The following is a 13,056-nucleotide window of genomic DNA, read 5'->3' as shown; positions in this document are numbered from 1 at the left end:
TTGGCGCTTAGCGCCTGCTTAGGTCTTACCATACCCGCTTCCCGCTGGAGTCTCACGCCTACCGCTCCACTCAACAGGTGTTAAATAATCAGCCCATGCTTTACACAGCCATCTTTTTAACAGGCTGTTTTCTCAGAGATTGTATTTCATAGATGCTTTTCTCACGTATATAGAATAACCCTAAGGCATCTTTTCTTAAGGTAGTTTTCGCAGAGATTGTTGCTATTCGTAAATGCTTTTATCACGCATTTTGCCTTTCTTCGGGACATCTTTTCTTAAAATTGGCATATGCATTCTGTTTTATAAGCACTTAAAAGAGTAAAAAACAACAAAGTTTAAGAAAAGTGCCTTTCTTAAAGCTTAAGAAAAAAACCTATTAGAAAAGCTCCATATAGAAAGGAAGAATACCTATTGTCAAACGCAGTTCTTAAGGCTAATCCCCCTCTTCTTGAAAAAATGAAACAGCATTACAAAGAATCGATCACAGGCCAGGTACCTGCCGGGGCTTTGTTTACCGCTAAAACAAACGGCTGCACCATTACAGCCTATAAATCAGGAAAAGTACTCTTTCAGGGAGCAAGAGCAGAACAGGAAGCAGCCAAATGGCCCGCTGAGCCTGCGGCACCAAAAACAAGCTCATCTAAATCCATTAATAAAAAGGATTCGAAGGGGTCTTCTCTTTTTAGTCCGCCCCCTGATATATCTGCTATGTCGGTTATTGGCTCTGACGAGGTCGGAACAGGGGACTTCTTCGGCCCCATGACTGTTGCTGCTGCATATGCCAGCAGAGAAAATCTCTTGCTGCTGAAAGAACTCGGTGTAAAGGATTCCAAAAACCTGAATGATGCACAAATTATCAAAATAGCGAAAGACTTGATTAAAACGATTCCTTACAGCCTGCTTATTTTACATAATGAAAAATATAACATCATGCAAGCTTCAGGCATGACGCAGGGAAAAATGAAAGCATTGCTTCATAATCAGGCAATCACAAAATTACAGGAAAAAATGGCGCCGGAAAAGCCTGAAGCCATTTTGATTGACCAGTTTGCAGCGCCGGATATTTATTTCAAGCACCTGAGGGGAAGGATTTTCACTAAAGAAAATACATACTTCAGCACGAAGGCAGAGGGTGTTCATCTTGCTGTGGCCGCTGCTTCAATTATTGCAAGGTACTCATTCTTAAAGGAATTCGACAAGCTATCTGAAAAAGCCGGTTTTACTTTGACAAAAGGAGCCGGGAGCAAGGTTGATGAAGCTGCTGCAAGGATTATTAAGAAAGAAGGCGTACAAGCGTTAAAAAGCTATGTTAAGCTTCACTTTGCCAATACTGAAAAGGCAAAAGCTCTGTTAAATAGATAGTAAGTTTTTAACGCAAAAAATGAGGAGCCTCCTCCAGAAGGAGCTCCTCATTTTTCATATTCATTACACCTTATGCGCGAAGCTCTGCCCCGAATTTTTCAGATACAGCCTTCATCACTTTATCGAAGGATTTTGTTACCTCTTCATCGGTCAATGTTCTTTCTGGATCAAGGTATTTTAGAGAAAAGGCAATCGATTTCTTACCAGCTTCAAGACGGTCTCCTTCATAAACATCAAAAACAGAAACATCTTTTAGAAGCTTGCCGCCTGCAGCTGTAATTTCGGACTTCAGCTCACCTGCAACAACCTTTTGATTAACGACAAGTGCTATATCCCTTGTAATAGAAGGGAAACGCGGAATAGTCGTATATGCAGCCTTTTCCTCATCAGCTTCCATTAGTATTGATAAATCAAGTTCAAGTACGTACGTTTCAGACAAGTCGTTTTCTTTTTGAACAGAAGGATGCAGCTGACCGATAAAGCCGGCTATTTGTCCGTTTAAGAGTACATCTGCTGTTCTTCCAGGGTGAAGACCGTCTCTCTTTGATTGAACATATTCTATTTGGCTGTTTAGGCCAAGCTTTTCAAATAGGCCATCAAGAATGCCCTTAAGTACAAAGAAATCAGCAGCCTTTTTCTCTCCTTGCCACTGGTGGAAATGCCATAACCCTGTAATAGCGGCTGCGAGGTGTTCTTTTTCATTTGGCTGATTTTCTTTTCCTCCGGATAAATAGACAGAACCAATTTCATAAACAGCAACCTGATCATTCTGACGGGCAAGGTTGTGTCTCAGCACTTCGATTAAATGAGGAAGCAAGCTTAAACGAAGGACGCTTCTGTCTTCACTCATCGGCAAAGCGAGCGGTGTTAACTCTGAGTTTTCCATTGCAAACTGAGATGCTTTCTCTCTGCTTGTTAAGGAATAAGTGATGGCCTGGCTGAGACCAGCTCCTTCAAGAAATCTCCGGACCTTTCGGCGCTTCACCTGATACTCCGTCAAGGTCCCAGGAGTCGTTTTTGTCACAGGCAATGTGGACGGGATATTATCATATCCATAAAGACGGGCAACCTCTTCTACCAAATCTTCTTCAATCGTTATGTCGCCTCTTCTTGTCGGAACCGTTACAGTAAACGAGCTTCCATCCTGTTTAGATTCAAATCCAAGACGGTCAAAAATAGAGGAAATGTCATCTGTAGAAATTTCCATACCCAGAACAGAACTGATTTTTTCTGCTGCAATTTGAATCACTGCAGGAGACGGTTCAAATGATTTTTCTTCAGCAGCTCCGTTCAGTACTTCCCCGCCTGCATATAAAGCCATTAATTGAGCAGCCCTCTCGGCAGCCGGAACCACCCGGTTCGGATCCACTCCTTTTTCAAACCTTGCACTCGCTTCACTTCTAAGCCCGTGATCCTTTGAGGCTTTCCGTACTGTCTGGCCATCAAAATAAGCAGATTCAAGCAGAATGTTTTTCGTATCTGCCTGCACTTCAGAGTTTGCTCCGCCCATAACACCCGCAATAGCGACCGGTTCAATGCCGTTGGTGATGACAAGATGGTCACTTTTCAGCTCTCTTTCCTGGTCGTCAAGCGTGACAATTTTTTCACCTTGCTTCGCTTTTCTGACGACGATTTCTTTAGAGCCTAGCCTGTCGTAATCAAATGCATGAAGCGGCTGGCCATATTCAAGCAATACAAAGTTAGTAATATCCACTACATTGTTGTGAGGACGGATTCCGGCTGCCATTAATCTTGTCTGCATCCATAATGGAGAAGGAGCGATCGTTACATTTTTGATCACTTTCGCCAAGTAGTGAGGATTTGCTTCTTTATCCTCAATCTTAAGAGAAATCGCATCTGATGCTTTTTCAGAAGCAGTTTCCACTGAAACCTCAGGATATTTTACTCCCCTGCTTAAAATGGCTGCTACTTCGTGAGCGACACCTAGCATGCTTAAACAATCAGAACGATTCGGCGTTAAACCAAGCTCAAGCACATGGTCATCCAGGTTCAGCTGCGTGAGGGCATCTTCGCCAACAGCTGCATCGCTCGGAAAAACGAAAATTCCTTCTGCATACTCTTTTGGAACAAGCTTTCCTTCCATTCCAAGCTCCTGCAGGGAACAGATCATACCGTTCGATTCTTCACCGCGAAGCTTTGCACGCTTAATCTTAAAATTGCCCGGTAGAACAGCTCCTGTTTTGGCTACAGCCACTTTTTGACCCTTTTCCACATTCGGTGCACCGCATATAATTTGTACAGGTTCGTCTTCTCCGACATCTACAAGGCATTTATTCAGTTTGTCAGCTTCTGGATGCTTTTCTCTTTCCAGCACGTGACCGACTACAACGCCGCTTATTCCTTCATTCAGCACTTCAACGGTTTCAACTTCTATCCCGCTGCGTGTGATTTTTTCAGCCAGTACATAAGCTGTAAATCCTTCAAGGTTTACATATTCATTGAGCCATTTATATGATACTAACATCGCTTTCCCTCCGTTACGCTCGTTTGAATTGATTTAAGAATCGGATATCATTTGTATAAAAATGACGAATATCATCTATTCCGTATTTCAGCATCGCTACCCGTTCAGGTCCCATACCAAATGCAAAACCCTGGTATTTTTTCGAGTCAAAACCGGCCATCGAAAGTACATTCGGGTGGATCATGCCGGCACCCAATATTTCAATCCAGCCAGTTTTCTTGCAAACATTGCAGCCTTTGCCGCCGCAGGAGAAACAGGAGACGTCCACTTCAACGGAAGGTTCTGTGAAGGGGAAAAAGCTTGGGCGAAGCCTGATTTCCCGCTCTTCACCAAACATTTTTTTTGCAAAAACCTCAAGTGTCCCCTTCAGGTCGCTCATGCTGATGTTCTCATCCACAACCAAGCCTTCAATTTGAGTAAATTGATGTGAATGGGTTGCATCGTCGTCATCCCGTCTGTAAACCTTTCCGGGACAAATAATTTTCACAGGGCCTTTGCCTTTGTACTTCTCCATTGTTCTTGCCTGAACTGGAGATGTATGTGTTCGAAGGAGAATGTCTTCTGTAATATAGAAGGAATCCTGCATATCTCGTGCTGGGTGGCCTTTTGGCAAGTTCAGCGCTTCAAAGTTATAGTAGTCGCTTTCAACTTCAGGCCCTTCTTCAATGGAATAACCCATACTTAAAAACAGGTCTTCGATTTCTTCAATAACAGCTGTGATCGGATGATGGCTTCCTGAGCGAACTGGTCTTCCAGGCAATGTCACATCAATCGTTTCAGCTGCCAATTTCTTTTCCGTTTCTGCCTCTTCAAATTTCTTTTGTTTCAGAGAAATTTCTGAAGCGATCGCTTCGCGTACTTCATTGGCGAGCGCACCCATTTTAGGGCGTTCTTCTGCTGAAAGCTTTCCCATTCCTCTTAAGGCTTCTGTTATTGGCCCTTTTTTACCAAGGTAGGCCACCCTGACTTCATTCAGGCTCTTCAGGTCCTCTGCATTTGCGATCTTTTGCAGAGCTTCCTGCTGAAGTTCTTTTAATTGCTCTTGCATCATTACTCCTCCTTGTTTGAAAACAAAATAAAAACCCCGCCCCAAAAAAGGGACGAGGTATAATTCGCGGTACCACCCTTGTTAACAAACGGCTGTATTTGTATTTTCCCTAGAAGGCATTAATACACTTCAGTCCGATGTTCACTCAAAACTTTTAACGGCAAGCAGCCGGGCCGCCTTTACAAACCTTATGGTCTGGTCCAAGCGCCAACTCGAGAGGTGAACTCAATTCCTTGTAGCCATGAAGCTGCTTTCAGTCTAAGACAGCTTCTCCCTGGATAGCATATACGGGAATTTACTTTTCTCTGTCATCGTTTTTATGTATAATCATTGATTACGAAAGAGACTTAATGCATTTAATTATAATGAATGTTCGCTTGGGATGCAATACTACCCGCGAAGATGGTACATCAATATTCCAGCAGCAATCCCCGCATTTAACGATTCTGCTTTGCCTCGAATTGGTATATAAAGATTCCGTTTCGTCATTTGCAGCCACTCTTCCCTGACGCCGCTGCCTTCATTTCCAATTAAAAGCGCGAAGGGATCTCCTTGATCTGCTGTTCTATAATCTGATCCATTCTGCAGGGAAGTGCCGTACACCGTTATTTCTTTTTCATTCAGCTCGTTCAGCCATTCTCCAAGGCTTCCTTTTACAACAGGAATATGAAAAATGGATCCTTGGCTTGAACGGATGACCTTTGAATTATACAAATCAACTGTTCCTTCGCCAAGTACAATGCCATCAAGCCCAGCTGCATCAGCTGTTCTTATGATGGTGCCGAGATTGCCGGGGTCCTGCAGGCCATCAATTAAAAGGATTCTCTCCCATGATTTCTGTTCTGCCTCTTTCTTCTGCCGGCAGACAGCTGCTGCTCCCTGCGGGGTCTCTGTATCACTGATAGCTTTTAAAACCTCGCTTGGAACCATCGTGATTGAAACATCATCAAGGTTCCAGGATGAAGGGACATTGGATTCTTCACCAAGAATCAGCTCGATAATCTGATCCTTCTCTTTAAGAGCTTCTTCTACTAAATGATATCCTTCGACCAGAAAGGACTTCGTTGCTTCTCGTTCTTTTCTTGTATGAAGTTTTTTCCATTGTTTCACTTTTGGGTTTTTTGCTGAATCAATCCGTTTCACGTTTTTCTATCTCCTTTTTAATGCTGAACTCATTATATCTCAGTCACTGCACATAATAAAACAGAATCCTGTAAATGATAAGGTAGGAGTAAAAAGGAAAGGAGTGTCTTCTAATGGATTTAAACTTGCGGAATGCGGTTATTCATAATGTAACTGGGAACTCTCAAGATCAGCTTGAGCATACGATTGTGGATGCTATTCAAAGCGGTGAAGAAAAAATGCTTCCTGGACTGGGTGTTCTTTTTGAAGTCCTTTGGCAGCATTCAGAAGAAAATGATAAGAAGGAAATGCTTGAAACATTGGAACAAAGCTTAAAACAATAAGTAATGCCAAAAACCCTGAGTATTATCAGGGTTTTTTTCATCTTGAAAAAAAAGATTTCGTTTATTTTTCTGCGATTGTGAATTCCCAAAGGAGATTGGATAGATTATTTGACGGTTGGGATAAATCGCGCGATCATTCGGATGACTATTCAGCTGAAAGGGAGTGCTGCATTGAATGACCTAAATATCCTCTTTATTATGTTGAAGTAATTTGGGGGTATATAGAGGATTTTCATTCACTTTCTTTTGATTTTGAATAAAAATTAGAGTTTTTTTTAGTTTAAAAGCTATTCTTCACTGACTTTTGGGCAGTGCTGAGTGGTTTATGCACGGTGTTCGAAGTTTATGCACGGCTTTTCGGAGTTTATGCACGGCTTTCCAGAGGTTATGCACAACAAATTTGCATTATGCTCAGCTTCACTCGTTTATATTCAGGTTACTCTCAATATGCACAGCTTTTTCCCATTATGCTCGCTTGCCTCCTTAAGCACACCTCCTCCTGAAACTCATCCCCTTTCCCAGTACAAATTTCCACACAGATTTTATAGTTTACTAAACGATGAATAAAACTGCCGGAGCTTTTCCGGCAGTTTTAATTAAAGGATCAGTCAAATGTGATTTTCGAAACCGTCTCACGATCCAATTTTTTAATGACTTCAGCAATCAGCTTAACTGCATTTTCATAGTCATCCCTATGGAGCATGGCAGCATGAGAATGAATATATCTTGTCGCAATCGTAATAGAAAGGGCTGGAACCCCATTTGCTGTCAGGTGAATGGCACCAGAGTCTGTACCACCGCCTGCAAGTGCATCAAACTGATACGGAATGCCATGTTCGTCAGCCGTATCTGTTACAAAATCACGCAGGCCCTTATGCGAAACCATCGAAGCATCATAAAGAATGATTTGCGGGCCATCACCCATTTTGCCGAGCGCTTCTCTTTCAGTAATTCCTGGAGTGTCTCCTGCAACGCCTACATCTACCGCAAATGCGATGTCTGGCTTAATGAGCTGAGCAGATGTACGTGCTCCTCTTAAACCGACTTCTTCCTGAGCTGTCCCAACACCATATACGATATTCGGGTGGTTTGTTCCATCAAGCTGTTTCAGAACATCGATTGCGATGGCGCACCCAATCCGGTTATCCCATGCTTTCGCAAGCAGCATTTTCTCATTTTTCATAACGGAAAATTCAAAGTAAGGAACGACTTGGTCCCCTGGTCGCACGCCGAATTCGGTTGCTTCTTCACGGCTTGAAGCACCTGCATCAATAAACATGTCCTTGATCTCAACAGACTTTTTACGCACATCAGCAGGAAGGATATGCGGCGGCTTGGAGCCGATAATACCTGTTACATCGCCTTTGCTTGTTACGATGGTAACTCTTTGAGCAAGCATTACTTGCGGCCACCAGCCTCCAACTGTTTGAAAGCGGATAAAGCCTTTATCATCTATATTAGTTACCATAAAGCCTACTTCGTCTAAATGGCCTGCAATCATAATTTTAGGACCGTTTGCATCGCCAGTTTTCTTCGCGATCAAGCTGCCAAGCCCATCTGTTATTACCTCATCAGCATGAGGCGATATGTATTTCTTCATTACTTCTCTCGGTTCTCTTTCGTTGCCGGAAATCCCTTTGGCATCTGTTAACTCTTTCAGCATCTTCAATGTATCGTCGAGCTGTGTCATTTGGAAACCCCCTCTAATTTATTCCTGCATTTTCTATTATACTGGAGGAAAAACTATATGTACAAAAATTGCGACAACTCAATATCCTTGCTCTTGGCGCTCATGGTTGATCTCATTTTTTTTTACATATGCTCTTTCCACTTCTTCGCTTGAAAAACCAAGAAGTTCACCTAAATATAAATATTCCCTAAAAACAGCTAAATAGGTATCTTTGCTTTGTTTTTTTCTAAAATCTGATACACTTTCAAAAACGGCAAGAAACTGTACAGTTGCAGATTCAGAAGCATTCTCTCCCTTAAGCTCCAATTCACCTTCCCAGCCAAGCTCCAGTCCAATGGAAAGGAGGAAATGAACACCATCCACAAACTCTTCTAGGATTGTTTCCCGATCAGAAGCAGGCTTCGTGCTCCAAAATTTAAAGCATCTTGTTTCATTTGCCAGTTCTCCGATTTCAACATAAAGCGCCAGAATTTTCTTTTCTATGAGATTTTCAGATAGCAGTGCATGCTGCTCCTGAATTTTTTTGTCCAATTCCTTTTGCATTACAAAAAGTTTTGCAAAATCCATAAGGCTCATCTCCTTTATTGGTTTATGTAAGGCTGTTTTCGCAAAGATTGTTGCTATTCGTATAAGTTCTGAATACGCATGAAGATTAGCTTCGGGGCATCTTTTCTTAAAGTTCCTGCCAAATTAAGGGTCCTGGAGCTGAAATATAGAGTGAGAAGCAGCAAAGTTTAAGAAAAGAGCCTTATGTAAAATAAAAAAACTCCCTCTCTATTATAAGGGGAGCATCAATTTGGAAAAAGAACAGGATCTGTAACGAGAATGTGTCCTCTAAAAAAATAAATAAGCGCAAGGTCTAAAATAGAAAGAAGCGGAAAGCCAAACAGGAATGCTAAATGCTTTGTTTTGTGCCTGAAAAGAAACATTCCGATTGTCATTCCAATGGCTCCTCCGATAACGGCAACCGTCCATAGCGTTTTTTCCCTGATCCGCCACTGCTTCTTCCGTGCTTTTTGTTTATCAGAACCCATTAGCCAGAGTCCAAGCAAATTGGCTGTAACAATATAAAAAACAATCAGCTGTTGCATCATAACACCTGCTTATCGAACAGAAATTTCTGCAAAGTCCGGTTTTGACCCACGAAAAATTTTTATAAGGAAAAAGGCCACTCGTCCGCGGGGAGAATGACCTCTTTATGGTTGTATTAGTCGTTAAGCTTAGCTTTTGCTGCGTCAGCAAGCTGTGAAAATGCTTTTTCGTCAGCAACTGCAAGATCAGCTAGCATTTTGCGGTTCACTTCGATACCAGCAAGCTTTAAGCCATGCATCAAACGGCTGTAAGAAAGACCGTTAAGACGTGCTGCTGCGTTGATACGTGTGATCCAAAGTTTACGGAAGTCGCGTTTTTTCTGGCGACGGTCACGGAATGCATACATTAAAGATTTCATTACTTGCTGATTAGCAACTTTGTATAATGTATGTTTTGAACCGAAATAACCTTTAGCTAATTTTAATACCTTTTTACGACGTTTGCGTGTTACTGTACCGCCTTTTACTCTTGGCATGTCAATTCCCTCCTAATGTGTTGACTATCTATCCGAATTATTTAATGTTGTCTAATAAATGACGAATGCGTTTGAAGTCGCCTTTGCTGACCAATGAGGCTTTACGCAATTTGCGTTTCGCTTTAGTTGATTTGTTGGCGAATAAATGGCTTCTGTATGCGTGAGAACGTTTCAGTTTACCAGATCCAGTCTTTTTGAAACGCTTGGCAGCTCCGCGATGTGTTTTCATTTTAGGCATAGGGTTTTCCTCCTCGTTCTATTGCTTTTCAATTTTAGGTGCTAAGACCAGGAACATGCTGCGGCCGTCCATACGGGGCGCAGACTCGACTGTTGCAACATCGTCACAAGCTTGAGAGAATCGGTCCAATACCCTCTGACCAATTTCCTTATGGGTAATGGCACGTCCTTTGAAGCGGATAGATGCTTTTACTTTGTCGCCTTTTTCAAGGAATTTGCGTGCGTTGCGAAGTTTGGTATTAAAGTCATGCTCATCAATTGTTGGGCTAAAACGGACTTCTTTAACGCTGATGATTTTTTGGTTTTTCCGAGCTTCTTTATCTTTCTTTTGCTGCTCAAAACGGAATTTACCGAAATCCATAATTCTGCATACAGGCGGTTTTGCATTTGGAGCAACCATAACTAAATCAAGATTAGAACGGGTCGCAATCTCAAGTGCTTCCACACGGGATTTAATTCCAAGCTGATCACCATTCGGACCGATTAGACGCACCTCACGAGCGCGAATGCCCTCGTTTACCAACATGTCTTTGCTAATAATGAGCCACCTCCAAGAATTTTTCATGAATAGCGTCTGGCGTCAGCCAGAATCACGGGACACTTCTGACGCAAACGTTGTATAAGTTCAAACAGGCTACAAAATAAAAAGTGTGGGTGCATACTACACCCACACTACGAATTCTCATTAAAAAATTTCGATCTCGTATACCTGCCAACTGCTTACAGCGTCAGCCAGGTGAGAAGCGGGTGCTTCTGCTTTCTATCAAACAGCTATTCAATTACCTAGGACATCATAACACGAATAAATAAGACGTGTCAATCATTCATTCCAAGAACATCTAGAAAGGATTATATCAAATTCAGTTTAAGCAGGCAATAGCCTTTTTTTAATTTACTTTAATTTACTGTCTGCCAGTTGAAAAAAAGAAATTATCTGGCTGCTTCCTGCTTGATCATACCTGCAAAATCTTCAAGAGAAACGGTTTCCGATTTCTGCTCTCCATACTTACGCACGTTAACAGCTGTATCTGAAACCTCCTGATCCCCTACAACAAGCATGTAAGGAACCTTGTGCATTTGGGACTCCCTGATTTTATAGCCGAGCTTCTCATCTCTTGCATCCAGTTCAACGCGAATTCCTTCAAGCTGGAGACGCTCTTGCACTTTTTTTGCATAATCAAGATGAACTGCCGGTGAAACCGGGATAACCTGTACTTGAACAGGGGCAAGCCAAGTCGGGAATGCACCTTTATATTCCTCGATAAGGAATGCAACGAACCGTTCCATAGTGGAAACGACTCCGCGGTGAATAACGACGGGACGATGCTGTTTGCCGTCTTCCCCTACGTAAGTAAGATCGAATCTTTCAGGGAGAAGGAAATCAAGCTGAACAGTAGAAAGTGTCTCGTCTTTTCCAAGGGCAGTGCGAACTTGAACATCAAGCTTAGGACCGTAGAACGCAGCTTCGCCTTCTGCTTCAAAATACTCTACCCCAAGTTCATCCATTGCTTCTTTTACCATGCTTTGTGCCTTTTCCCACATAGCATCATCATCAAAATATTTTTCTTTATCTTCCGGATCACGGTAAGACAAACGGAAGGAGTAGTTTTCAAGGCCGAAATCCTTGTATACTTCCTCTACAAGCCGGACAACACGGATGAATTCATCTTTAATTTGATCCGGGCGGACAAAAATATGAGCATCATTCAAAGTCATGCCGCGAACACGCTGAAGGCCGGAAAGGGCTCCGGACATTTCATAGCGGTGCATTGTGCCAAGCTCAGCTATCCGGATTGGCAGCTCACGGTAGCTGTGAATATCGTTTTTGTATACCATCATATGGTGAGGACAGTTCATCGGACGCAATACTAGGTCTTCGTTATCCATGCTCATTGCCGGGAACATATCATCCTGATAGTGATCCCAGTGACCGGAAGTTTTGTAAAGTTCAACACTGCCAAGTACCGGAGTATAAACATGGCTGTAGCCTAAACGGTCTTCTTTATCAACGATATAGCGTTCAATAATACGTCTGATTGTAGCTCCTTTTGGAAGCCATAATGGCAATCCCTGACCTACTTTTTGAGAAGTTGTGAAAAGGCTCAGCTCTTTGCCGAGCTTTCTGTGATCACGTTCCTTTGCTTCTTCCAAAAGACGCAAATGCTCATCCAAATCAGCCTTTTTGAAGAAAGCTGTACCGTAAATCCGCTGCAGCATTTTTTTGTTGCTGTCGCCGCGCCAGTAAGCACCTGCAACACTGAGCAATTTAAATTCTTTTATTTTACCTGTAGAAGGCACATGGATGCCGCGGCATAAATCAAAAAATTCACCTTGCTCATAAATCGATACTGCTTCATTTTCCGGAATCGCTTCAAGCAGTTCATCCTTCAAGTGGTCGCCAATCTCTGCAAATCTGCGTTTTGCCTCTACCCTGCTTACTTCTTTACGGATAATTTCAAGATTTTCATTGACGATTTTCTGCATTTCTTTTTCAATGGCCGGAAGATCTTCTGATGAGATCGATTGCTCCATATCAATATCATAATAAAAGCCATTTTCAATAACAGGACCTACTCCAAGTTTTACGTCAGAATAAAGTCTTTTAATGGCCTGCGCCATCAAATGGGCTGTACTATGTCTAAGAATCTCCAGCGCTTCCTCTGAATCCTGAGTAACGATTTCAATTGAGCCGTCTTCCTGAATTGGAGATCTTAAATCAATCAATTTGCCATTGAATTTTCCTGCTAGAGATTTTTTCTTAAGACCAGGGCTGATGGATGCCGCTATATCTTCTGTTGTTGTGCCTTTTGTAAACTCCTTAACTGCTCCGTCTGGAAAACTGATTTTTACTAATTCAGACATCCTGTTCACTCCTTTGTAATGAAAAAATTAGGCTCTTTTCTTAAACTTGGTTGCTTCTCTCTCCAAATTTCTTTTACACGGCACTTGATTTGGCAGGAGCTTTAAGAAAAGATGTCCCGAGCAAATCAATATGCGTGATAAAAGCAATCCGAATAGCAGCAAATGATAGGAAAACAGCCAAAAATAAAAAACCCGCCCCTCCGAAGAGAAGGGACGAGTTTAATTAACATTAGTCGTGGTTCCACCCTTATTCCTTTACTGCAAAAAAAGCCTGCAATAAAGCTTAAGATATCTGTAACGGGATTTCCCGTCGGCCATTACTGAAGCATTGCCGTTCAC

The 13,056-nt window shown here is 42.2% G+C and carries 12 protein-coding genes and 3 other annotated features (1 of these 15 cut by a window edge); of the genes, 2 read left to right on the top strand and 10 right to left on the bottom strand.

The window, feature by feature from the left end; translation table 11 throughout:
- Positions 1–411: 411 nt before the first annotated feature.
- Positions 412–1,362: a ribonuclease HIII gene (gene rnhC / locus ACOT8F_RS05995; RefSeq protein WP_421650661.1), complete on the top strand. Its 951-nt coding sequence runs from the start codon at positions 412–414 to the stop codon at positions 1,360–1,362.
- Between the two features lie 70 nt (positions 1,363–1,432).
- Here the strand turns inward: rnhC and pheT are convergent, their stop codons facing one another.
- The 3 genes from pheT to ACOT8F_RS05980 form a co-directional block, all read right to left on the bottom strand.
- Positions 1,433–3,847 carry a phenylalanine--tRNA ligase subunit beta gene (pheT, locus tag ACOT8F_RS05990; RefSeq protein WP_421650660.1) on the bottom strand — a complete coding sequence of 805 codons (2,415 nt, stop codon included), beginning with the start codon at positions 3,845–3,847 and terminating at the stop codon, positions 1,433–1,435.
- Positions 3,848–3,860: 13 nt separating this feature from the next.
- Positions 3,861–4,895, bottom strand: a complete 1,035-nt coding sequence (gene pheS, locus ACOT8F_RS05985; RefSeq protein WP_421650916.1) for a phenylalanine--tRNA ligase subunit alpha — start codon at positions 4,893–4,895, stop codon at positions 3,861–3,863.
- A 45-nt stretch (positions 4,896–4,940) separates the two neighbouring features.
- Positions 4,941–5,216 (bottom strand) — a binding site (T-box leader).
- Between the two features lie 69 nt (positions 5,217–5,285).
- Positions 5,286–6,038, bottom strand: coding sequence for a TrmH family RNA methyltransferase (locus ACOT8F_RS05980; RefSeq protein WP_421650659.1), 753 nt, complete (start codon positions 6,036–6,038; stop codon positions 5,286–5,288).
- Positions 6,039–6,151: 113 nt separating this feature from the next.
- Between ACOT8F_RS05980 and sspI the strand changes: the two genes are divergently transcribed.
- On the top strand, positions 6,152–6,361 hold the full coding sequence (sspI, locus tag ACOT8F_RS05975; RefSeq protein ID WP_421650658.1) for a small acid-soluble spore protein SspI: 210 nt from the start codon (positions 6,152–6,154) through the stop codon (positions 6,359–6,361).
- A 604-nt stretch (positions 6,362–6,965) separates the two neighbouring features.
- Here sspI and ACOT8F_RS05970 read toward each other — a convergent pair.
- From ACOT8F_RS05970 to thrS, 7 genes are all read right to left on the bottom strand, one after another.
- Entirely contained in the window at positions 6,966–8,051 is a 1,086-nt protein-coding gene (locus ACOT8F_RS05970) for a M42 family metallopeptidase (protein ID WP_421650657.1), read from the bottom strand.
- A 78-nt stretch (positions 8,052–8,129) separates the two neighbouring features.
- On the bottom strand, positions 8,130–8,618 hold the full coding sequence (locus tag ACOT8F_RS05965) for a dUTP diphosphatase (RefSeq protein ID WP_421650656.1): 489 nt from the start codon (positions 8,616–8,618) through the stop codon (positions 8,130–8,132).
- A gap of 224 nt (positions 8,619–8,842) precedes the next feature.
- Positions 8,843–9,145: a DUF1294 domain-containing protein gene (locus ACOT8F_RS05960; protein WP_421650655.1), complete on the bottom strand. Its 303-nt coding sequence runs from the start codon at positions 9,143–9,145 to the stop codon at positions 8,843–8,845.
- Positions 9,146–9,258: 113 nt separating this feature from the next.
- On the bottom strand, positions 9,259–9,618 hold the full coding sequence (gene rplT, locus ACOT8F_RS05955) for a 50S ribosomal protein L20 (RefSeq protein ID WP_421650654.1): 360 nt from the start codon (positions 9,616–9,618) through the stop codon (positions 9,259–9,261).
- 37 nt (positions 9,619–9,655) lie between these two features.
- The gene (gene rpmI, locus ACOT8F_RS05950) at positions 9,656–9,856 is read right to left on the bottom strand and encodes a 50S ribosomal protein L35 (RefSeq protein ID WP_421650653.1); all 201 of its coding nucleotides are present in this window, start codon (positions 9,854–9,856) and stop codon (positions 9,656–9,658) included.
- A gap of 18 nt (positions 9,857–9,874) precedes the next feature.
- Positions 9,875–10,396, bottom strand: a complete 522-nt coding sequence (gene infC / locus ACOT8F_RS05945) for a translation initiation factor IF-3 (protein WP_421650915.1) — start codon at positions 10,394–10,396, stop codon at positions 9,875–9,877.
- Between the two features lie 95 nt (positions 10,397–10,491).
- Positions 10,492–10,620: a sequence feature (ribosomal protein L20 leader region), on the bottom strand.
- A 165-nt stretch (positions 10,621–10,785) separates the two neighbouring features.
- A complete protein-coding gene (gene thrS, locus ACOT8F_RS05940) occupies positions 10,786–12,717 on the bottom strand; it encodes a threonine--tRNA ligase (RefSeq protein WP_421650652.1) in 1,932 nt (643 codons plus the stop codon).
- 206 nt (positions 12,718–12,923) lie between these two features.
- Positions 12,924–13,056: a binding site (T-box leader), on the bottom strand; it runs 110 nt beyond the window's last position.

It is taken from the genome of Chryseobacillus diguaensis (genome assembly GCF_049220665.1).
Classification (GTDB): Bacteria; Bacillota; Bacilli; order Bacillales; family Bacillaceae; genus Metabacillus_B.
Note: the sequence above shows the minus strand (reverse complement) of the source record. Positions and strands in the feature narration are given on the sequence as shown.